The organism is Streptomyces sp. NPDC096310 (assembly GCF_044763125.1).
Lineage (GTDB): Bacteria > Actinomycetota > Actinomycetes > Streptomycetales > Streptomycetaceae > Streptomyces.
The window spans coordinates 21,493-43,306 of sequence record NZ_JBIWFO010000014.1; the positions used below are offsets into that span (position 1 = coordinate 21,493).

The window sequence follows — 21,814 nt, forward strand, 5'->3', positions numbered from 1 at the left end:
TCTCACGGATGCGGTACGCGGACGGTTCAGGCGCGCGACTCCTCCCGTGCGGCGGGCCCCACCCGGTTGAAGACCTCTTCGCCCGGGGCGGCGCCGGCGCCGCCCCCGACGCCGTCGGCCAGCAGATACGCCTGGGCCTCGCCGACATGGAAGTACATGCCGTGCAGCTCCAGTCGGCCCTCGGCGAGCCCCCGCGCGACCGCGTCATGGGCCCGGAGATGCTCCAACTGCTGGACCACATTGGTCAGACAGAGCTGCTCGACCGCGTCGGCAGGCAGTCGGCCGGAGATTCTGGCCCCCTCCTGCCGGCGGTTCCTCATCCGCTCCAGACTGGGCTGCCCATGACGCAGCCAGCGCGCCAGCGGGGTCGGCGAGGGGACGACCCCCGCGTCTGCGGAGTGGTTTCCGGGACCGGGGTCCGGACCGGGCGTGTCGAGCAGGGCCTGCATCGCCCCGCACCCCGAATGACCGCACACGGTGATCGACTCCACCCGCAGTACATCCACGGCGTATTCGATCGCGGCGGCCACCGAGTCGTCCACACCGACCGCCCCCGGCGGCGGCACCAGATTTCCCACGTTCCGTACGGTGAAGAGGTCACCCGGACCACTGGATGTGATCACGCTCGTGACCAGCCGGGAATCTGCGCAGGTGAGAAAGAGCTGGGAGGGGCGCTGGCCCTCGCGCGCCGGCCGCGCCAGCTCACCGCGGACCAACGGGGCCGTGTTCCGCTGGAAGAGGCTGAGCCCGCTGGCCAGTTGTCTTCCGCCGGACGACAGGGCGGGCGCGTCATCCGGCCCGGGCGCGGCATCCGGCGTGGGGTCAGGCCTGGGGGCGGGCGGTACGACGTGGCGGTGGTTGCGCCACGGCGCCCAGAGGCGGCAGCGGACATGCGGCTCACTGGAGGGCAGTTCCGTGATCCTGGCGCCCGCCCGGCCGGCGAACTCCGCCGTACCGCCCTGGGCGACATGGGCGGACCGCCAGTCGTGCAGGGCCTCGTACGCCGCGTGGTCCATGAAGGATCCGTCCAGCTCCACCACGCATCTGGCCTCCTGAGGGACTTGATGCAGCATCCGGCTGAGTCTCGGTACGGCGAGGAAGGTCAACTGGCCCCGAGCACACACCCGGTGGACGCCGTCCCGCTCCTCCACCGTGATCCGCGTCCGCGTCAGCCGGTGCAGCGCGACCGCCACGGCCACCGCGATACCGATCACAACCCCTTCCAGCACGCCGGTGAACACCACGGCGGTCAGGGTCACCGCGTACACCAGCAGTTCGCGGTTGCGCCGCACGCTGCGCAGATGCGTGATGTTCACCATCTGGACCCCGACCACCATCACCAGCGCGGCCAGGGCTGCCAGCGGGATCAGATCGAGCACCGGTACGAGCAGCAGCGCCGCGACCGCGACCCACAGGCCGTGCAGCATCGTCGAGTTCCGGCTCACGCCGCCCGCTGCGACATTGGCGGCGCTGCGCACGGCGACCCCGGTGACGGGAAGCCCGCCGAGCGCGCCGGAGACCACATTCCCCGCGCCCTGTCCGGCCAGCTCCCGGTCGAGCCGGGCGCGTGGGACCCGGACGCCGGGTGTCTTGCGCGCGGCCACCAGTTTGTCCACGGCCACCGCGGACAGGAGTGATTCGACGCTGCCGACCAGGGTGATGGTGAGGACGGCGGCCAGCAGTCCGAGCACGGGCCCCTCGGGCAGCCCGGGCAGGACATGGCTGCTCCAGGACGGCAGATCGACCCGCTCCAGGCGCAGCCCGACGAGAGCCGCCGCTGTCGTGGACAGGGCGACCGCGGCGAGAGCGGCCGGGATCTTCCGTACGGCCCGGCCCGCGCGCCCCGGAAGGCGCGGCCAGAGGAGCAGCACCCCGACCGTCAGGGCGCTCACGGAAAGAGCGCCCGGATGCAGATGGGCCAACTGGGCGGGCAGACCGCGCACATTGGCGACGGCGGAGCTCTGCGGTGAACCGCCGAGCACGATGTGGAGCTGGGCGAGGGCGATCGTGACGCCGATCCCCGCGAGCATGCCGTGCACGATCGCCGGGCTGACCGCGAGCGCCGAGCGGGCCACCCGTAGCGCCGCGAGGCCGAGTTGGGCGAGACCGGCGCAGACGGTGATGACGCAGGTGGTGCGCCAGCCGTATCGCTGGATCACGTCGGCCGTGACCACCGTGAGCCCGGCCGCCGGCCCGCTGACCTGGAGCGGGGCGCCGCCCAGCCGGCCGACGACCAGCCCGCCGACCGCGGCGGCCACCAGGCCCGCCTGGAGCGGTGCGCCGGTGGCGAGCGCGATGCCCAGGGAGAGCGGCAGCGCGATCAGGAAGACGGAGATGGACGCGGAGAGATCCGCCCCCGCGATCCGGAACCTGCGGCCGTCCGGTGGGGCGGGGCGGGCCGGTCGGCCGGTGTGAGTGGGAACGCCGACACTCATATTTCCGTCCCCTCCGGGCGGCTGGCGGATGCGTTGTCTCAACTCTTGGTAAATGGATCGTAATGGAGAGTAAAGATTAAGGCATGACATTTCGGGCGAATGGTCTAGAGCTTCACTCGGAGTGATGATTAGTCATTTTGTACGGCTTGTCGTTTCTTCTTCTAATCAGTCTCAGTGCGAGGTTGTCGGCGCTCGACGCCGCGCCGGCAGTCGCCGCTCGGCACTTCGGTACTGAATCTGAAGGAAGAGGTGGGCGGATGCTGGCCGCCACAAAACGAATTTCCTTCGGCGCTGCTGCCATGGCGCTCGCCGTCGGCCTCGCCGGATGCTCCGGTGTTCAGGACACCAAGCAGGAAACGTCGAAGGGCTCCCAGGCGGCGAAGAAGGGGCTGGGGGCGCCCAACGCCGTACGGCTCATCGGTGACGGTTCCACCGCGTTCACCGGCGCTCAGCCTCACCTCGGCAAGCCGCAGCGGCTGCGGCCCGGTCAGCAGCCTCCGCAGTTCGTGGTGTTCTCCTGGGACGGCGCCGGCGAGGACAGCCAGCAGCTCTTCTCGTACTTCCGGGAGCTGTCCAAGAAATACAACGCGAAGATGACGTACTTCCTGAGCGGCGTCTACCTGCTCCCCGAGGAGAAGGCCAAGCAGTACGACCCGCCGAAGCACACGGTCGGCACCTCCGACATCGGCTTCAACGACACCAAGGGGATCCAGGACACCCTGCGGGAGGTGCGGGCCGCCTGGAGCGAGGGCAACGAGATCGGCACCCACTTCAACGGCCACTTCTGCGGCAACAACGGAGGCGTCGGCACCTGGTCCGTCGACGAGTGGAAGAGCGAGATCAACCAGGCCAAGGCGTTCGTGAAGGGCTGGAAGTCCAACACGGGCCTCCAGGACGAGGCCCCGCTGCCCTTCGACTACGACAAGGAGCTGATCGGCGCCCGCACCCCCTGCCTGGAGGGCCAGAAGAACGCGATGCGCGCGGGTAAGGCGATGGGCTTCCGCTACGACTCCAGCGGCATCGGCAACCAGGTCTGGCCGAAGAAGAAGGAGGGGCTGTGGGACGTTCCGCTCCAGCTCGTCCCGGTGCCGGGCCGCGAGTTCGAGACGCTCTCGATGGACTACAACTTCATGTACAACCAGTCCGGGGAGTCGAGCGGCGACGAGTCGCAGCACACCTACTGGGGCAACCAGATGCGTGACGGCCTGCTCCAGGCGTTCGACCGCGCCTACAAGGGCAACCGCGCCCCGCTGATCATCGGCAACCACTTCGAGTCCTGGAACGGCGGCACGTACATGCGCGCCGTCGAGGAGACCATCAAAACGGTCTGCCCCCAGAAGGACGTGCAGTGCGTGACCTTCCGCCAGCTTGTGGACTGGCTGGACGCACAGGACCCGGCGACGCTGGAGAAGCTGCGGGGCCTCGGCGTGGGCGAGGCCCCGAAGGGCGGCTGGGCGGCCTACACCTCGACCCCGCCGAACTCCGCCTCCCCGGCCGCCTCGGCCTCCCCCGCGGTGGCCGCGAAGCACTGAGCCTGCTCGGCGGCACGAGGCCTGGGCGGCGCCCGGCGGGTTCCGTCAGGACGGCTGGGGCAGGGCCAGAGCTTCGCTGAGGACGAAGGCGGGGTCGACCTGGGCGGCCAGGTCGACGCCCGTCTTCGCGTTGCCCCAGCTTTCGGCGTTCCTGAGGTGGAAGTGGACCATCTGCCGTGTGTAGCGCTCCCAGTCGCGCAGCTCGTACGAGTCCTCCGCCGTGTCCTGCAGTGTCTGGAGGGCGCAGCGGTTGTCCGCCTCCAGTAGTTCGAACCGGGAGGGCCGGCCCTTCTCCATCGCCCGTACCCATTCGGAGTGGCCGACCGTGACGAGCAGGTCCTCGCCCACCTCGTCACGGAGGAACTCCACGTCGTCCCGGCCCTGGACCTTGTTGCCGACAACCTTCAGCGAGACGCCGAAGTCCCGCGCGTACTCCTTGTACTGGCGGTAGACCGATACGCCCTTACGGGTCGGTTCGGCCACCAGGAACGTCATGTCGAACCGGGTGAACATCCCGGAGGCGAAGGAGTCGGAACCCGCCGTCATGTCGACGACCACGTACTCGTGAGGCCCGTCGACCAGATGGTTCAGGCACAGCTCGACCGCGCCGACCTTCGAGTGGTAGCAGGCCACGCCCAGATCGGACTCCGAGAACGGGCCGGTGGTCATCAGCCGGATCTCGCCGTCGTCGAGAGTGACGGGACGGGCGCACGCGTCGTACACGGGGTTGTTCTCGCAGACCCGCAGCAGCCGTGAGCCCTCGCCCGGCGGTGTCGTCTTGATCATCGCGTCCACCGAGGCGATCCGCGGATTGGTGCCCCGCAGATACTCCTTGATCAGCGGGAGGTGCGCCCCCATCGCGGGCAGCGTCGCGGCTGCTGTCTCGTCGAGACCGAGCGCGGCCCCGAGGTGCTGGTTGATGTCGGCGTCCACGGCGACGACGGGGGCTTCATTGGCGGTCAGGTGGCGGATGAAGAGCGAGGACAGCGTCGTTTTGCCGCTGCCGCCCTTCCCCACGAAAGCGATCTTCATGTTCACGTAGGGTAGCGGCAATCTCGCTCCAGGTGATGGGTTCGTATGGAGAAGACCACTCCAAGGTGGGGCGCGCGCACGGGGCGCGTAGCCTCGCTACCTATGAGTACGACAGCCTCTGACGCCTCCTCCGCACCACGGCCGGAGGACCCCCTGGCCACCCTGGCCGCTCTGCCGGGCGTTCCCGGCGCGGTGGACTCCGTACGCAAGGCCGTCGACCGGGTCTATGGTCACCGCGTGATGCGGCGTCGCAGCGGCGAGGTCACGTCCGAGGCGGCGCTGCGGGCGGCGCGCGGGTCCGCCGCCCTGTCCGGGGCGGACTGGGCGCTCGAAGAGGTGCGCCGGCGCAGTGACTTCGGTTCCGATGCCGAGGCCCGTACCGTCGGCGCCGCACTGCGGCTGAACGCCGAGGCGGGCCAACTGCTCTCCGTCTGGTCGCAATCGCCGCTCCGGGTGCTGGCCCGGCTCCATCTGGTGGCGGCCGGCGGAGCGGGAGTCTCCGACCGTACGGTGGGACGGCCCCGGCTGGCGGGCGAACCGGTCGTGGAGGCGCCCGGCGTCGGCGCCGCGGCCCCGGCGGGCGGAGTCACGGTCACGCCGTCCGAGGAGGCGTCGGCCACGGAGGTGCCGGTCGCGGAGGTGCCCGCTCCGGTGCCGCCGGCCGGGACGCCGCTGCCGGACGCCGACGAGGTCGCCGCCCGACTGGACGGGCTGGCTCGGCTGGTGGTCACTCCCAGTGCGGCGCCCGCTCTGGTGACGGCCGCGGTGGTGCACGGCGAACTGCTCGCGCTGCGTCCCTTCGGCTCGTACAACGGCCTGGTGGCGCGGGCGGCCGAGCGTATCGTGCTGATCGGCAGCGGTCTCGACCCCAAGTCGGTCTGTCCGGCCGAGGTCGGCCACGCGGAGCTGGGGCGCGCGGCATACGCGGCGGCCTTTGAGGGCTACGTGTCCGGGACCCCGGAGGGCATGGCAGCTTGGATCACGCACTGCGGTCGCGCGGTCGAACTGGGGGTACGGGAATCGACGGCCGTCTGTGAGGCGCTTCAGCGAGGCGCGGCCTGAGAGTCCGTCCCGAACGAAGTTGCGGCGGCGCCGTAGGGGGCACCGCCGCTGGCACGTCCACCGGGTTACCAAGCGTCCTCGTGTGTTGCCCATCAGGTCGGGTGCTTTGCCCGTCACCTGGTGCGGCTGGCCCGTAATCGACGGGTCGACGTCGCGTGGGTGCCCAGCTTCCGTGCTCGGTCCGTGGGGCCTGGTGCGTAAAAAGGTGATCCTCTCGGATGTCCTTGGTCTCGCGGGCCGTTGAATCCTTTCTACTCCTGTCCGCCAGGATGCGGAACCCCTGGCCCCACTTCTTTACTTTTAGGTTCAAACACGGGCAAAGGGAGCGGATTGGCGACGCCGGCTGGCGTACCAGACCAGTCCGGCTGTCGCCGCCGCCGCGCCCACCGCCGCCGCCGCGACCAGGGCAGGGCGGGGCGGCATGGAGAAGGCGGGCAGCCGCTGCTTCAGCCGGACGGGTCGGTTGAAGACGAGAACCGGCCATTCGCGTGCCACCGCCTCGCGCCGCAGTGCCCGGTCCGGGTTGACGGCGAAGGGGTGGCCGACCGATTCGAGCATCGGCACATCGGTGTAGGAGTCGCTGTACGCGTAACAGCGGGCCAGGTCGTACCCCTCGGACGCGGCGAGTGCCTTGACCGCCTCCGCCTTGGTCGGCCCGTACGCGTAGTACTCCACCTCGCCGGTGAAGCAGCCGTCGGCGCCGACGACCATCCGCGTGGCCACGACCCGGTCGGCGCCCAGCAGCTCGCCGATGGGCTCGACGACCTCGGCGCCCGAGGTGGAGACGATCACCACGTCGCGGCCGGCAGTGTGGTGCTCCTCGATGAGGGACGCCGCCTCGTCATAGATGATCGGGTCGATCAGATCGTGCAGGGTCTCCGCGACGATCTCTCTGACCTGCTGGACGTTCCAGCCTTTGCAGAGCGCGGAAAGATACTCCCGCATCCGCTCCATCTGATCGTGATCCGCGCCCCCGGCGAGGAAGACAAACTGTGCGTACGCGGTGCGCAGCACGGCACGGCGGTTGATCAGGCCGCCTTGGTAGAAGGGCTTGCTGAAGGTCAACGTCGAGGACTTCGCAATGACCGTCTTGTCCAGGTCGAAGAAGGCTGCTGTGCGCGGCAAGGAGTGGTTTTCCACGAGGCCGAGCATATGCGCCCACCATTCGGCGTAAGGTGCGGCGCGTGGGTTTGCCTGAGAAGGCTCTCGGGTACACCATGGAAGTCACGGATCGTTCGCGACCGTGCTAACCCGGTCCGGCTCCTCCCCCCCCCCGAGTCGGCCGTGGGGACGACCCCCGCTCTCCCCCCCGGCGGGGGTCGTCGCATGTCCGGACGCGTTTTTGGCTCTCGTGCCACGGCGTCCCCCTCTCTTCGATCTCTCCGTGCGGCGGCTTCGCGATCAGCATGCCCGTCACGGTGCGTAGTCGATGCGCTCCGCTCCGGAAGTCACCGGTATGAGCTACCGGGATATTCACAACTGGTGAGTTGTCCACAGTTTTCCAGCAAGATCCACACGATTTCTTGTTCTCCTGCACGGTGATTCCGACCGCGAACTTCGCGGAAGCCGGAATCAGGGATACCGGATCAGTGCGAGATCGCGGAGACACGCGCTCGCGGATACCGGATCACGTCAGAGATAGGGGGCGGAGATCGTGGCTGGATCCATGACATCCGATCGTTCGCACGGGCCGGAAGGACACCGGGCCGGTCCGCTGATCCTCACCGAGGACGTGGAGCTGCTCGACGACCTGCTGCGCCTGTGCGCCGCGGCCGGTGCCGAGCCGGAGGTGCACCACGCGGTGCCGGAGCGGAAGGGCTCCTGGGAGGACGCGCCGATGGTCCTTGTCGGGGACGACGCGGCGGCGCGCTGCCGGGGCGCCACGCGCAGGCGCGGGGTGATGCTCGTCGGGAAGGACCAGGACGATCCGGGGGTGTGGCGACGGGCGGTGGAGATCGGCGCCGACTGTGTGCTGCGGCTGCCGGACGCGGAGAGCTGGCTGGTGGACCGTATCGCGGACGCCGTCGAGGGCGTGGGCAGGCCGGCGCTGACCGTCGGGGTGATCGGCGGCCGGGGTGGCGCCGGGGCCTCGACCCTCGCCTGTGCCCTGGCCGTCACCGCGGCGCGGGCCGGCCGGCGCACGATGCTCGTCGACGGCGATCCGCTCGGCGGCGGGCTGGACGTCCTGCTCGGCGGTGAACAGGTCGAAGGGCGGCGGTGGCCGGATTTCGCGGCTAGCAAAGGAAGGGTGGCGGGCGGCGCCCTGGAGGAGTCGCTGCCCTTCCTGCACGAGCTGCGGGTGCTCAGTTGGGATCGTGGGGATTCCGTGGTGATCCGGCCGGAGGCCATGAGATCGGTGCTCGCCGCCGCCCGCAGGCGCGGCGGTGTGGTCGTCGTGGACCTCCCGCGCCGGGTGGACGAGGCCATGGCGGAGGCGCTGGCCCAGGTGGATCTGGGGTTGCTGGTGGTCCCGGCCGAGCTGCGGGCCGTCGCGGCGGCCGGGCGGGTGGCCTCGACGGTGGGCATGGTCCTGCACGATCTGCGCGCCGTGGTCCGCGGTCCGTACGCCGCCGGTCTCGACGAGCAGTGGATCGCCGACGCGCTCCGCCTCCCGCTGGCGGGCGAACTGCCTCCGGAGCCAGGGCTGTCGGAGGCCCAGGAGAGCGGAGCGCCACCGGGCTCCCGGGCGCGCGGCCCGCTCGCGGCGTTCTGCGCGGCTTTCTGGGAGCGAGCCCTCGCCGGGGACGGGAGCGTGACGGCATGACGCCCACGACGCCTCTGACCTCCGGGCACGCTGCCGCGGCCGGGGGCCTGCTGGACGCCGTACGGCAACGCCTCGCGGAGAGCGGGGCGGAACCGACACCGGCCAGGGTGGCCGCCGCCCTGCGGGCCCAGGGCCGGCTGCTGGGCGACTTGGAAGTGCTCGGAGCCGCCGAGGAGTTACGGTGCGAGCTGGTGGGCACGGGGCCGCTGGAGCCGCTGCTCGCCGATCCGTCCGTGACGGACGTGCTGGTCTCCGCGCCCGACCAGGTGTGGGTGGATCGGGGCCGGGGTCTCGAACGCACGGCGGTGTCGTTCGCGGACGCGGCTTCCGTACGGAGGCTCGCGCAGCGGCTCGCCGCGGCGGCCGGACGCAGACTCGACGACGCCAGGCCCTGGGTCGACGCCAGGCTGCCCGACGGGACGCGGATGCACGCGGTGCTGCCACCGGTGGCCGTCGGCTCGACCTGTCTGTCGCTGAGGGTGGTGCGCCCCAAGGCGTTCTCCCTCGCGGAGCTGACCGAGGCGGGCACGGTCCCGCCGGGCGGCGGGCGGCTGCTCAGCGCGCTGATGGACGCCCGGCTGTCGTTCCTGGTCAGTGGCGGTACGGGCACGGGGAAGACGACCCTGCTGTCCACCCTGCTCGGTCTGGTCGGAGCGCGTGAGCGGATCGTACTGGCCGAGGACTCTGCGGAGTTGAGGCCTGACCATCCGCATGTGGTGCGGCTGGAGGGCCGTCCGGCCAACCAGGAGGGCGCCGGTCTGGTGACCCTGCGGGACCTGGTCCGGCAGGCGCTGCGGATGCGGCCGGACCGGCTGGTGGTCGGCGAGGTCAGAGGCTCAGAAGTCTCCGAACTGCTGGCGGCGCTGAACACGGGCCATGAAGGTGCGTGTCCACCTAAACCATACATGCGTCGACGCATGCCAGCGCTAGAGCGCCCGTCCACCCCAACTGCCGTACCGTGCAACGGAGTTGCCGCACAAGCAACGGCCCCGCCCATGCGCCAGGGGGGAAGCACACGGACGGGGCTGAGGGCCCGTACCCCTCGCGCTGCACTGCCGCAGTCACGGGGGTTGCGGGAGATCAACGGGCGGCGCTCACTCCTCCCGCGTCACACGGGCATGGTCGGTGAACACGCGCCGGAACAGATCATGAGTGGGGTTCCGCCCCGTATGGCGCAGACACCAGTCTTGAGCGGCTTCCTGGGCATCGTGCGGGCCGGAGCCCTCATCACAGCCAGACGCCAGGCACAGGGCCTGAAAGGTGGCTCCCTGCGTCTCTTCCTGCCGGATCGTGTGGGGCACGAAACGCAGAACGGCGCGGCTCACTGCGACGATCCCAGCGACAGCGGAAGGGCACCCAACAGCTTCACCGCAGAGGCGATCGGAAGCGCTCCGATTTCCACATACGCGCGTCCCTTCCTGGTAACCAGGGGGCGCACCTGTGCGGTTTCGTGCTCCGGGACTCCGGCGCGTTCCAGGGCCGCACGCAACAGCGCTGCCGTGTGCTCTGCCTCAGCGCGGGCGCTCTTGTACTCGTCCATTGGAATCACTGCCCACCTTCCTTCGGGGAGCAACCCGTGTGCCAGTACGCCACCAGCGGGGCGGTGCCACGACGGGCCAGCGTTCCGCGTCGGCAACTCTCAAGATTCTTGATCTGCTTTCCGCACGCCGGACAGGTCTCGCCAGGGGGCGCGTAAGTCGCGTATTCCCACTGCCGCGCATCGGTCTCCGACCCCTCCCACGGCTGCCGCTCGGATAGTCCCGCTGTAGCTTTGGACACGTCATCAACCCTTACCGGTTGGTGGCCACGCCCCCGGACGTCACCGCGTCGCGGGGGTTCTTGCGTCTGACCACGTTCCCCGGTGGCAGGCAGCCGCACCACGGCACAACTGCCGTATTCAGGCTGCATTTTGGCTGCACAGCGTATGCTGACCAGGGAAGACGTCAGCCGGACGGAGTACGGGCATGGCAGGCAAGCGAAAGCGCCTAGCGCAGCGCCGGAAAACATGCGGGCACTCACAAGAGACGTTTGCCCAAGCCCTAGGCGTGGACCGTACGACGGTTCAGCGTTGGGAACGTGGCGACGTCGGACCGCAACCGCACCAACGACCGAGAATCGCCAAGCTTCTCCAAGTGGACTCTGAAGAGTTGGACGCACTGTTGGCGCCTGATACGCCAGAGCTTCCCGCGCTCAATGGGAACAGGGGTGAAGGTTTGGCACTCACAATCCGTGAGACATCACAGCGCCTTGTTGTTCTGGACAATGAATTGAACGGCCTGCCCATCGCAGACGTAGCCGCGCAGTCCTTCAAAAAGGTTCACCGTCGCCTAGGGGCAGGAGACTACGACCTAAAAGCGGAACATGACATTCAAGCAGCGGCAGCCGAGTTGGCCGAAGTGGCAGGATGGGCGCTATTCGACGCAGAGAAACACGCCCCCGCCCGTCGATTCAACCAAGAGGCTCTATTCTTGGCGAAGCTCTCAGGTGATCGATCAATCGAACTGTTGATCATGCAAAACATGGCCATGTTGGCAGGCTGGACAGGGCGCCCCCGTGAAGAGTTGGCCATCGCTCGCTCCATCATTGAGCAAGGACGAATCTCGCCCCGGATTGAAGCCATTTTCAGAGTCCGCGAAGCGAAAGGACTAGCAGGATCAGGGCAAGAATCGGAAGCCGCCCGATCCTTCGACCGTGCCCGTTCCCTCCTCCAAGACAGCGAGCGGAACAGTGATCCCGTCTGGGCCTGGTGGGTTACTACGGACGAGATCGACGGACACCAGGGATTCGCGTTCCAAGAATCCGGACAATGGAAGAAGGGAATTCCCCACCTTCAAAGGGCCGTACGGCAGGAAGCGGGGGCGCAAGTAGGCTACAGGGCCATCTCTGCCGTTCGTCTTCTTCGCTGCCTACTTGGAGTGCACGCATGGCGAGATGCCGAGGGATTGGCCGAGTCGATCATCCCCGCTGTGAGCGAGACCTCATCTGCCCGAACCCTTAGCTTGCTTAACAGAACCGCACAGGCGGGGAAGTCCATAAAAGCAGCCCCGCGCAATCTTCGGGACGCCCTAGATCATATCGAGTCGGCAATAAATGAAGACCCATATCAGATCTGACGGGTCATCAGTGAAATCTGGCAGGCCGTCAGATATGTGTGGAGTCAGCGGATAGGGCCGGATGCGACCCAACCGCCTACGAATCGCAGGTATCGAAAATCCTTGCGAATGCTGGGCAACAGCAGCCCCGGGCACCCCGCGATCCGGCAAAATTAACGCCTTTGAATTGAAGGTGTCCCGGAAACGCGAGAAACCCCCCGACGGCGCGGAGCCGTCAGGGGGCCAGCAGTCACCCTGAACATTCAAGGTGGATGCCCTCACGTCCAGAACCGGGACAGCGGCACGGGAGGCGGAAACTCGTCTTCGGATTCCATGCAGTCGTTACAGGTCAGCGGCCGACCGTCCGGAAAGCTCAGGTGAATGGTGAACGTCCCTAGGCGGAGCATTCGGCCGCACTCTGAACAACGATGCCGAGTGTCAGTCATCGGCGGTACACTCCATATTCAGGCATTAGTCAATTCCTTACGCGTATAGCCAGTCACATGCATGACAGCACCGGGCGCCGTTTTGAGATATGCGGCATACAGGTCAAGCGCGCGTATGACAGCCTCGCTCGCTGTCTCACAGCCGGATAGCTGATGTATGACAGCGAGGCTTGCGCGGGACTCTGCCGTATGACGGACGCTGAGGACTTTCGATTCCTTGCTCAACTGGATCTCCTCGGGTAGCCACCCTGAACATGCAGGGCGAGGTGTGCACGTTCTGTATTCAGCGGGATTCGGGCGGCATTACCCGCTGTGAGCGATAGGGCGTTCGGCGACCTTGAAACCCGTACAGACTTCGAGCTGCTATACGCTTGCGGTCCGGAAAGGCGTCAAAAAGGGGGTACCCCCCACCCTTTCGGTCACATTCCGTGGCAGGAATTACCACTACTCAGCGTGAAAGTCGGCGCGGAATGTGACGACTCATGCAGTGCGAGAGCGGGGCCGGTGGTGGATACCGGTCCGACCCCGCATCACTAAACGTCAGATCATCCGGGAACTGACAATTCCGTCACGCGAGTAACGGTTCTGTCGGTTCTTATCGGCCTCGGCCTTTGCGTTCTCGGCCGTCGCAATCGCCGTTGCGTTGACCTCATCCATAGGTGCTGTCAGGAACTCACCCGAGAGGAACGGGTCCGTCTCGTTCACCTGACGGGAGATGATGTTGACGGCCGTGGATAGGTCGGCAGCACCCCAGCCCTTACCGCTCAACACTAGGTAGCTCTGCGCGTCCTCGGGGATATCGAGTAGGCCGCCCATCGTCAGCTCGTGCAGCACGCCGAAACGTCGACGCGTCTCGTTAAGAGCACCGGCCGCAACCGCGAAAGCCTCGGCCGCCCGCTCACGCTGTGCGTTGAATTCGGCGATGACAGCGGCCCGGTACTCGTTTAGGAATCCGCGATCCTCTATCAGCGAATTGTACGACGCACGCGCACGCTTGAGATCGCCCACAGCCTCACTGAGCGCCAGCGAGCAACCCTCTAGGGCAGCGTCCGCCTCTAGCGCCTTAGCGGCCGTAGACGGCGCCTTAGTACCCTTCCGAATGGCCTCAGCGTGCGCCTTCGCGGCACCTTTTCGGATGTCCTCGGCGGCATCCTCTAGCTGAGGCCACAGTTCCTCTAGCTCATCGCAAGTGGCGCCGAGTTCCACCACTTTCGCCCAACGCTCAGCGGCGATATCCGGTGCTAGGTCGCAGTGCCATGCGTTGGTAGCGAGTAGCTGCGCCTCACTCGTCCAAATGTCCTCGGGACGCGTGGCCCGCTGCACAGTGCGCTCTAGCTCGGCAATTCGGGCCTTAGCAGCATCGGCGTAATGGAGCGACATCCGTAGGTCGTTGTTGGCGAATTCCACTAGTGTTCCTCTCTCGGGTTCTCAGTGACGGTTGCGGTAAATTTCGGCGGCTAGCGCTTCACCCTCAGCGCGTAGTACGTGCTTGTCGCGCTCTCCGACCCAATCAAGGTCTTCCGCTAGCTGCTTGCCGAACTCCGGATCGTTCATATGTGCCGGAATGCGCGGGCGTGGATTCTCGCCCTGGAAAGCGATGTTCGCCGCGTTCTCCGCTGCCCACTCTCGGGAATCAGCGAGAGCCTGCCTATACTCCTCGGCCTCTCGACGGTCAGCCTCACGAGCCGCCGCCTTTTCGGCGTAATGGTCGGAGTGGTCATTCGGGTTGCTACGTGGGGCCCGAGCACGGGAACGGCGGTCGGCGTACTCACGATCGTAAGTAGTCGAACCACCGCTATTGCCGACCTCGGCCCAACTCCATGCAGTCATTGGGTGTCCTCTCGGGAGAACAAAAAAGGCCCCTCACTCGCCGGATCTCTGCTCAGATCACAGCGGGCAAGGGGCCCACCCGGTAAGCACTCCGCCGCTTTATGCGTGCAAGAGATCAACTCACCGGAAAGTCAAATGGATTGCGGGAGCAGCCGCAGCGGCAATGAGACGGGGTACCTCACCCTGAACATTCAGTGTGGGACCGGCCGAACGGAGAAAACGACCGGTCACACTGACCGAGGAGAGAGAACAACGCCAACCACTACCACTCTCTACGAGGGGAGTGTGTGAGGTGCTTTCGTGGATAACGTCTGCCATTCAGCGTTGGATGGGAATTCGTTATCCGGTCGTTACGAAGTCGGGCGGCCAGACAGCGGAAAGACTGCGAAAGCGTTGGGGGGTAACAGATTTCTTGTTACCTGTACCTTCTTTCCATACGTATATAGGAGCTAGGTACAGGTAACAACTTTTCTGTTACCCCTTCACGCTAAAGCGACCTTTCCGCTGTCAGCCGTCCGTGCGGTCGAAAACTCCCGGCCCATCGATGTGCGCGGGCACGTCAGACAACAGGTAAATACCCCCGTACATCCACCCCTTGCCCTTGCGCTGCACCTCGGTTACGCCGTTCGTCTTTAGGTGGTTCTTGACGTTGCTCGGTGCGAACTTGGCCGACTTATCGCCGTTATCCTCGCGCCACTCCTTAAGCGCGCGGTTGAAGTCGGACCGCTTAACCTCGCTTTCATCGTCGTACTCGAATACCTCGCCCACGAGAGGCTTTAGCGGGTCTACCTCATCCTTGTGATGCTCGGTCGCTGCAACGACGCTTAGCGGGTCACGTAGGCCCTCGGCGTAGTAGCGCACGGCACCGCGCACCACCCATGCGGCCACGCCCTCTCGCTCGGGGCCCTGAATGGTCGGCTCTAGGTCCGGGTCGCGCCGGTCGGCAAAGGACTGCCCGAACAGCATTGCCTTAGTGCGGGCCCACAGCGCGGCACCACCCGACCCGAATTCCGGCAGGTAATTGGTTGCGAGAACGATGGTTAGGGTCGGCTCGAAAGAGAACACCTTGCCGTGAAGATGTCGCGTGCTGATTCGATCCCCGCCGGAAAGGTTCTTGAGTAGCGCCGTATTCATCGGCACTCCCTGGTTACCTTCCTGCGCGACGACTAGCCGCTTTCCTCGCAGCGCTGCAATCTGTTCGGTGTGAACGGCCTGCCCGCGTACGTTCTCAAAGATGGTGAAAGGCACCTCGTGCACGATGTCGTGACCGAACACCTTTTGCATGGTGCGAATGGTGGTTCCCTTGCCGTTCCGGCCGTGTTCGCCGTACCAAACGCCTAGCGCGTGTTCGCGGACTTCGCCGGTAATCGCCACGCCTAGGAACGTCTGGTAGTACCGCTGTAGTTCGGTGTCCTCGGGGAACACTTCCTCTACGAATCGGAGCCAGCGCGGACACTTGGCATCGGGCACGTAATCGACGTTCGCGCACTGAGTGAGCATGACCGCCGGATTGTGCGGGTGGAGTTCCCCGGTGCGGAGATCCACGGTGCCGTTCTTGAACGTCAGTAGGTGTCGGTGCGTGTCGAGATCATCGACGGTGGCACGGAATGCGGGGAGAACGACCATTTCGGAAACGATCGCGCGCCGCTGGAAGTTAACGAGCATCTTGCTAACGGCAGCGCTTGCCCAGTTGGTATCTGCGGAGGAATCAGCAGCGCGGCGAGCGAGAATGCGGGCAGCGTCGGTGATTGCCTGCATTGCTGCGCCGTCGTCGCCAGTCGCTTCCCATACTCGGCCATTCCAGCGGTACCAACCAACATGCTGGACGTGCCGCAATTCGTGCCCGCACTGGTCGGCGACGAACCGCGCAAAGTTCACGTGTCGAACCTCGGGGTCAATGCCGAGTAGTTCGCGCTGTCGGGTCCAGTAAGCGTCATTGAAGGTGGTCACTTGTCGTTCTCCAGGAATGCTAGGGCGGCGGCTGCGTTTCGGTTCTCGCGAAGAGTGCGCGGCTTGTGCTCGGGCGCGTCGGTGGTCGGGTAGGGGTCGGGGAACTTCAGATCAGCGGTGCCGATTGCGCCGGGCCCGTAGTCGTTGAGTTCCTGCACCCTTTTCTCAAACCAGATGACTAGTGCGTCAACGCGTGCTCGCTGCCTTTCGGCCTCAGTCATCTTGCGTCCGGCGGCTTTTATTTCTGCCTTGCGGCGTTCCGCTTCCCGTTCGCGCCCCCTCGCTGCTTCGTACTGTTCGGGAGTAGGTTGAAAGATGCTCCGGTCGAAGGCGTATCCGGCCACTGTGGTTTCTCCTCGCGTGGTCACCCTGAACGTTCATGGTGGTTATCGGGTAGTGCCGTAGGTTTTGCGCTGGTAGTAGGCGCGGCTACGGCAAGAACGGCTGCACCACTGGGGTCGCTGTCCCTTGCCGCAGTACGGCTTGATCGGCTGTCCGCATTCGCACTTGGCGCGCATAGGGGTTCCTCCTTTTGGATGCATCCAAATCAGGGCCAAGAAAAAAGACACCGTCGACGGGTGCCTGCGCTTTACGAGGGGCGCGTATTAGGTCGCGCCATGGGAGGAACAGCGAGTGCGATTCGCTGTATGGCCATACGCGCTAACGCCACTCGCTGCCCTCAATGCCTACGAGGGGTGTGTGTGAGCCGCATAGGCGACGGAATGGGCAATGCCGACACGACCGTTATCGAACCGTTATGACATTCGGGAAAAGCGTCGACCGGTTCGCGGCAATCACTCTAAGTAATGTTTTAGTTACAGATTCTCTCTATGCCCCCCTGGCGGCCTATCTCGGGGCACCCGAGGAACCGGGCCCGTTGGCCAGTGAACGCGGCGCAGGCAGCCACCTAGGGGCGTTGCCGGGGTCGGTCGGCCGAGTCACGGATGAGCCCTCGGGGGTGGCCGGTCCGTGAGGGCGGCCGTACGGCCGTCTGCGGGCATGAGAAAGGCCCGGCGGGGAGTTATCCCGCCGGGCCCCTGATCGGCTCTCAGGGAGTCTTACGCGGTCGTCTGGCCCATCCTTTGGGCAATTGCCTCAACCGTGGCCGGGTTGACCTCCATTTCCTCCATCGTGTGAACGATCAGTTCTGCCGTCGCTGGATCGGTTTCCCGGGCCCATGCCGGACCCTCAAAGGTCACGGATACCCGCGATGCGTCGAACCGCTTAGGTGCGCCCGGAGTCGCCGGACGGACTACTACCCGCGCTCCCAAATCAGCGAGCAACGCCCGTCGTCCCTCATCCGTGCGCCGTTCCCACTCGTCGGCCACAGTGACACCCGCATTCACCCATCGGCCTACGGCGTGATCTGCCTCCACGCGCAACTCAACTTCCCGCTTCTCCAGTGCTTCCAGTTGTGCGATGACCAGTCTTGCCGCCGTTCCGTTCGGGTCAAGCTGTGCCAGGTTTCCGGCCAGCCGCTCAATCTGCGTCGTGATTTCCGAGAGTTGCAGAACCGCGCTTCCGTCCGGCTCGGCCCAACGCATAAGTGCCATCCCCCCGAACCATTTCAGATAGTCAGCGGCCACGAGTTCGTCTAGGTAGTGTGCTGTGATGACGTTCGCCCGGTGAATTCCCCGCTTGCCGACTCCGTCGCGACATACATACGTACTGTAATCCTTCCCCTTCACCTCTCGGCGCTGTCGGTACATAGGGCCGCTACATTCTGAGCACTCCGCGATATGCAGGAGTAGTGCCTTGCCGGTGCGCTCAACTCCGCGCCCCTTTGACTTCTCGTCGAGTATTGCGCGTACCGCTGCCCACGTTTCACCGTCGAGAATTTCGGGGCCAGCGGAAACCGGACTGCCCGCAGCGTCAAGAACGGGTTGGTTGTAGATGGCGCCGCGCTTCTGTCCGGGCACCGACTGCACAAGCCACCCGCGTAGGGACGGAGTGTAAAGAACATCGCGGAGCGTCGTGGTGTGCCACTTCCCGCCGCGCATCTTCCGGCCGTCTCGCTGTCGCGCGTGATCTGCCGGGGGAAGTATCCCGCGTTCGTTGAGTTCGCGAGTAAGGCCGGTGAGTGTCGCGCCATGATTGATCAACTTGTCGGCGCATTCACGGATCACGGAGGCGGACGTTTCGTCAATGGCCCAACGCTTGTCGTTGATTGGGCCGGTGACGCTGTAGCCGTATGGTGCCACTCCGCCCAAGTGATTTCCGCGCGACTTGAAATGCTTCTTACTGTCCGTGATTCGTGACTTGATCATGTCGCGCTCATACTCGGCAAATGCGGCAAGAACGTTAACGATGATGCTTGCGTTTTCCGGCGAGACAACGCCGTCCACCGTGACGACCGTTGAGTTAGTCGACTTGGCGGCGTTCAACAACCGCTGAAACTCCAGCACGCTACGGGCGTACCGGTCCAGTTTCGCGGCCAGCACGTAGTCAACACGGGGCATCCATGACAGCACCTCGCGCATTCCGGGCCGGTCTTCCAGCTTGCTTGCGCCGCTGACGTTGGTATCCGTGGCGACGTGGACCACCTTCCATCCGCGCTGTTCGGCGTACGCCTTGCAAGCGGCTATGCGGTGGTCGGGTGCTTCCTCGGCGAACAGGCGGGACAGTCGGTCGTAGATCACTACGGTTTTCGGGCTCATGCCGACCTCTAGGGGTGTCTGTCTGTCCCAAACCGCTGTGAACGGTTAGGGCAGACACGCGGGCGGCTGCGGCACGGTGCACGCCAATACGGCGGCGGACGTACCCGCGCGCCTTGAAGCCCTCGGGACGACGGCGGGGCTGGACCGGGCGGCGCTGCACAGCCAGTTGGCGGCCGCGCTGTCCGTCGTGATCCATCTCGTACGGGACCGTGACGGGCGCCGGAGACTCGCCGAGACGCATGTGCTGGAGCGGGACGCCGCCGGGCTCGTGGTGCCGGTGCCCGCGCTGCGCTGGGGTGTTGACGGCTTCGCGTACGAGCGGGGCTGGCCGCGGCTGCGGACGCTGCTGGGGGGTGCGCTGTGACGGCGTCCATGAGAGCGGTGTCCACGACGGCCCTCATGTGTGCGGCGGTGCCGGGCGCGGTGGCCGCCGTCCGGCTGGCGGTCCATCAGGAGAGGGGGCTGCGCAGGGCCCGGGCGCTGCTCGCGCCCGTCGGCGCGGCCCGGAGGACGGTGCCCGGGGAGCCGCCATGGGAGCGTCTGCTGCCCAGGGTCAGGGGGCGGACGCGCGGGCTGCCCCGGGAGTGGCTGTGCGTGCCTCCGGCGGCGTTGCTCGCCCTGCTGGGCGGGTCGGTGCTGCCGCTGCTCGGAGGCGCGCTGGCGGTGCCGCTGGTGGGGCGACGGCTGCGGGCCGTCGAGGAGCGGAAGGAGCGGGAGCGGCGGGCCGACGGGATCGTGGCGCTCTGCGGCGCGGCCGCGGGCGAACTGCGGGCGGGACTCCAGCCCGTACCGGCCTTGCTGGCGGCGGCGGCCTCCACCGGTGGTCTGGGCGGCGCCGAGCCTGCCGTGCTGGCCGCGGCGCGGTTCGGTGGAGATGTACCGGACGCGTTGCGGCGCGCGGCGGGCGAGCCGGGGGCCGAGGGCCTGGTGGGGCTCGCCGCGTGCTGGCGGGTGGCCGTGGACGGCGGCGCGGGACTGGCTGCCGGGCTGGACCGGCTGGAGGCGGCCCTCCGGGCGGAGAGGGACCAGCGGGAGGCGTTGCGCGCGCAGTTGGCGGGCGCTTGGTCGACGGTCGTGGTGCTCGCGCTGCTGCCCGTCGTGGGGCTGGCGATGGGCTGGGCGCTGGGCGCGGACCCCCTGCGTGTACTGCTGCACACCCCTGCTGGTCTGGGCTGTCTGGCGGTGGGCGGCCTGCTGGAGGCGGCCGGGCTGTGGTGGGCGGCGCGGATCGTACGGACCGGGGAGGGGACATGAGCGCCGCCTTCGTACGCGGGCTGTGGACGGTTGTCCCGGTGCTGGCCGCCGTCGGGTGTCTGGCCTTCGCCGTATCGGCCGGGCGGCGCGAGCGGCGGGTGCGCGGGCGGCTCACGGCGCTTCTGGGCGTCGGAGGCGGACAGCCGCCTTCACCGGCGCGTGCGTGGCCGGCGGAACGGGCCGGGCGCTGGGGTCCGCCGCTCGGCGTGATGGTCATCGGCTGGGCCCTGCTCGGCGGCATGACGGGAGCGGCGGTCGGGCTGGCAGGGGCGTACGCGATCCGGAGATGGCTGCGTACGCACCGGCCGACCGACCGCTCCCAGGCCGACGCGATCGCGGGACAGCTTCCGCTCGCGGCCGATCTGCTGGCCGCCTGCGTCGCCGCCGGAGCCGGACCGCGCGAGGCCGCGGAGGCCGTCGGTGAGTCCCTGGGCGGCCCCGTCGGGGAGCGCCTGGCGCATACGGCGGCCGAGATCCGGCTCGGTGGTGAACCGGCCCAGGCGTGGGGGCGGTTCGGCGCGATACCGGGCGCCGCCGGGCTGGCCCGCTGCCTGGAGCGGGCGGGCGCCACCGGGGCGCCGGCCGCGGAACCGGTGTCCCGGCTCGCCGACGGCTTCCGGGCGGCCCGGTCCCGGGACGCGGTGGCCCGGGGCCAGCGTGCCCAGGTGCTCATCACCGCGCCGGTGGGGCTGTGCTTCCTGCCCGCCTTCCTGGCGGTGGGGGTGGCCCCGGTGGTCATCGGCCTGGCGAGCGGTCTGCTGAGCGGCAACTGATCTTTTCCGTCAACGTTTTCGGCAATTTCTCACAGGGAACACGGGGAGAGCGATATGTGGCATGTGCGGACACGATGGACCCGGCGAGTGGACAGGCCGCGCCGGACCTGGCTGCGGAGGGCGCGGGGGGCGCGGGCCGACAGGGGGATGACCACGTCCGAGTACGCGGTGGGCACGATCGCCGCCTGCGCCTTCGCGGCGGTGCTCTACCGGGTGGTCACGAGCGGGTCCGTCTCGGGCGCGTTGCAGGGGCTGATCGGCAGGGCGCTCGATGCGCAGTTCTGAGCCGATCCGTGCGGCTCTGGGGCGCCGCTTCCGGGTGGGAGCGGCGGACCGGGGTTCGGTGACGGCGGAGGCGGCCGTGGCGGTGCCCGCGCTGGTGGTCCTCGCCCTGTCGCTGGTCTGGGGGCTGACGGCGGCCGCCGCGCAGATCCAGTGTGTGGACGCGGCCAGGGCGGGGGCGCGGGCGGCGGCCAGGTCCGAGCCCCGGACCGTGGCGCTGGCCGCCGCCCGGTCGGCGGCGCCAAAGGGCGCCCGGGTCACCCTGGGCCGTACCGGCGATCTGTGGCGGGTTCGGGTGGAGGCGCCGACGCCAGGACCGGGCGCACTGGCCCTGACGCTCGCTTCCGAGGCCGTCGCATCGGCGGAGGACGCCCAGGACGGCCCTGGAGCGGCCCCAGGAGGCCCGGGACCGGTGGAGGCGGCTCCATGAGCCCCGTGAGCCGGGACCGGGGTTCTGCGACGGTGTGGACGGCCATGGCGGCGACGACGATGTGTGTGGTCTTCGCCGCCGTGCTCGCCCTGGGCCAGGCGGTCGTCGCACGCCACCGTGCCGGGGCCGCCGCGGACCTGGCGGCCCTCGCCGCGGCCGACCGCGCGCCGAGCGGGCCGGCTCTCGCCTGCCGCGAGGCGGCGGACCTGGCGGCGGCGCAGGGTGCGCGAGTGGTCCGGTGCGTGCTGAGCGGGGAGATCGCGGAGGTGACGGCC

The 21,814-nt window shown here is 67.4% G+C and carries 16 protein-coding genes and 3 pseudogenes; 11 read left to right on the forward strand and 8 right to left on the reverse strand.

Going from position 1 to position 21,814, the window contains the following annotated elements; all coding sequences use genetic code 11:
• Positions 1–26: 26 nt before the first annotated feature.
• A complete protein-coding gene (locus ACIQ7D_RS23960) occupies positions 27–2,435 on the reverse strand; it encodes a bifunctional SulP family inorganic anion transporter/carbonic anhydrase (RefSeq protein ID WP_403940674.1) in 2,409 nt (802 codons plus the stop codon).
• Positions 2,436–2,692: 257 nt separating this feature from the next.
• On the opposite strand from ACIQ7D_RS23960, the gene ACIQ7D_RS23965 reads away from it, so the two are divergent.
• Positions 2,693–3,967 (forward strand): hypothetical protein, encoded by a 1,275-nt coding sequence (locus ACIQ7D_RS23965; RefSeq protein ID WP_403940676.1) that lies wholly within the window; start codon positions 2,693–2,695, stop codon positions 3,965–3,967.
• A gap of 45 nt (positions 3,968–4,012) precedes the next feature.
• Here the strand turns inward: ACIQ7D_RS23965 and ACIQ7D_RS23970 are convergent, their stop codons facing one another.
• The gene (locus ACIQ7D_RS23970) at positions 4,013–4,999 is read right to left on the reverse strand and encodes an ATP-binding protein (protein WP_403940678.1); all 987 of its coding nucleotides are present in this window, start codon (positions 4,997–4,999) and stop codon (positions 4,013–4,015) included.
• A gap of 102 nt (positions 5,000–5,101) precedes the next feature.
• Here ACIQ7D_RS23970 and ACIQ7D_RS23975 point away from each other — a divergent pair, with 102 nt between their 5' ends.
• Positions 5,102–6,061, forward strand: coding sequence for an oxidoreductase (locus ACIQ7D_RS23975; RefSeq protein WP_403940679.1), 960 nt, complete (start codon positions 5,102–5,104; stop codon positions 6,059–6,061).
• Between the two features lie 306 nt (positions 6,062–6,367).
• Here the strand turns inward: ACIQ7D_RS23975 and ACIQ7D_RS23980 are convergent, their stop codons facing one another.
• Complete coding sequence (locus tag ACIQ7D_RS23980; protein WP_403940681.1) at positions 6,368–7,213, reverse strand: HAD family hydrolase; 846 nt, start codon at positions 7,211–7,213, stop codon at positions 6,368–6,370.
• Between the two features lie 514 nt (positions 7,214–7,727).
• Here ACIQ7D_RS23980 and ssd point away from each other — a divergent pair.
• The 3 genes and pseudogenes from ssd (at position 7,728) to ACIQ7D_RS23995 (ending at position 11,938) form a co-directional block, all read left to right on the forward strand.
• Positions 7,728–8,825: a septum site-determining protein Ssd gene (gene ssd / locus ACIQ7D_RS23985; protein ID WP_403940683.1), complete on the forward strand. Its 1,098-nt coding sequence runs from the start codon at positions 7,728–7,730 to the stop codon at positions 8,823–8,825.
• A pseudogene (locus ACIQ7D_RS23990) lies at positions 8,822–9,715 on the forward strand (TadA family conjugal transfer-associated ATPase); the annotation flags it as partial. The gene ssd and the pseudogene ACIQ7D_RS23990, both read left to right, overlap by 4 nt.
• Positions 9,716–10,789: 1,074 nt before the next feature.
• Positions 10,790–11,938, forward strand: a complete 1,149-nt coding sequence (locus tag ACIQ7D_RS23995) for a helix-turn-helix domain-containing protein (protein WP_403940684.1) — start codon at positions 10,790–10,792, stop codon at positions 11,936–11,938.
• A 965-nt stretch (positions 11,939–12,903) separates the two neighbouring features.
• On the opposite strand, the gene ACIQ7D_RS24000 is transcribed toward ACIQ7D_RS23995, so the two are convergent.
• From ACIQ7D_RS24000 to ACIQ7D_RS24020, 5 genes are all read right to left on the reverse strand, one after another.
• Positions 12,904–13,770, reverse strand: coding sequence for a hypothetical protein (locus ACIQ7D_RS24000; RefSeq protein WP_403940686.1), 867 nt, complete (start codon positions 13,768–13,770; stop codon positions 12,904–12,906).
• Between the two features lie 21 nt (positions 13,771–13,791).
• Positions 13,792–14,193, reverse strand: coding sequence for a hypothetical protein (locus ACIQ7D_RS24005; RefSeq protein WP_403940688.1), 402 nt, complete (start codon positions 14,191–14,193; stop codon positions 13,792–13,794).
• Between the two features lie 507 nt (positions 14,194–14,700).
• Complete coding sequence (locus ACIQ7D_RS24010) at positions 14,701–16,143, reverse strand: phage/plasmid primase, P4 family (protein WP_403940690.1); 1,443 nt, start codon at positions 16,141–16,143, stop codon at positions 14,701–14,703.
• A complete protein-coding gene (locus ACIQ7D_RS24015; RefSeq protein WP_403940692.1) occupies positions 16,140–16,487 on the reverse strand; it encodes a hypothetical protein in 348 nt (115 codons plus the stop codon). Before ACIQ7D_RS24015 ends, ACIQ7D_RS24010 begins: the two co-directional genes overlap by 4 nt.
• A gap of 714 nt (positions 16,488–17,201) precedes the next feature.
• Positions 17,202–18,800, reverse strand: a complete 1,599-nt coding sequence (locus ACIQ7D_RS24020) for a recombinase family protein (protein ID WP_403940694.1) — start codon at positions 18,798–18,800, stop codon at positions 17,202–17,204.
• A 55-nt stretch (positions 18,801–18,855) separates the two neighbouring features.
• Between ACIQ7D_RS24020 and ACIQ7D_RS24025 the strand changes: the two are divergent.
• From ACIQ7D_RS24025 to ACIQ7D_RS24050, 6 genes and pseudogenes are all read left to right on the forward strand, one after another.
• Positions 18,856–19,164, forward strand: a pseudogene (locus tag ACIQ7D_RS24025) (ATPase, T2SS/T4P/T4SS family); the annotation flags it as partial.
• 8 nt (positions 19,165–19,172) lie between these two features.
• Complete coding sequence (locus ACIQ7D_RS24030) at positions 19,173–20,054, forward strand: type II secretion system F family protein (protein WP_403940696.1); 882 nt, start codon at positions 19,173–19,175, stop codon at positions 20,052–20,054.
• Positions 20,051–20,827 (forward strand): type II secretion system F family protein, encoded by a 777-nt coding sequence (locus tag ACIQ7D_RS24035; RefSeq protein WP_403940698.1) that lies wholly within the window; start codon positions 20,051–20,053, stop codon positions 20,825–20,827. Before ACIQ7D_RS24030 ends, ACIQ7D_RS24035 begins: the two co-directional genes overlap by 4 nt.
• A 54-nt stretch (positions 20,828–20,881) precedes the next feature.
• Positions 20,882–21,112 (forward strand): DUF4244 domain-containing protein, encoded by a 231-nt coding sequence (locus ACIQ7D_RS24040; protein ID WP_403940699.1) that lies wholly within the window; start codon positions 20,882–20,884, stop codon positions 21,110–21,112.
• The gene (locus ACIQ7D_RS24045; RefSeq protein WP_403940701.1) at positions 21,099–21,539 is read left to right on the forward strand and encodes a TadE family type IV pilus minor pilin; all 441 of its coding nucleotides are present in this window, start codon (positions 21,099–21,101) and stop codon (positions 21,537–21,539) included. Before ACIQ7D_RS24040 ends, ACIQ7D_RS24045 begins: the two co-directional genes overlap by 14 nt.
• A gap of 59 nt (positions 21,540–21,598) precedes the next feature.
• Positions 21,599–21,805 (forward strand): annotated as a pseudogene (locus ACIQ7D_RS24050) (Rv3654c family TadE-like protein); the annotation flags it as partial.
• Positions 21,806–21,814 lie beyond the last annotated feature (9 nt).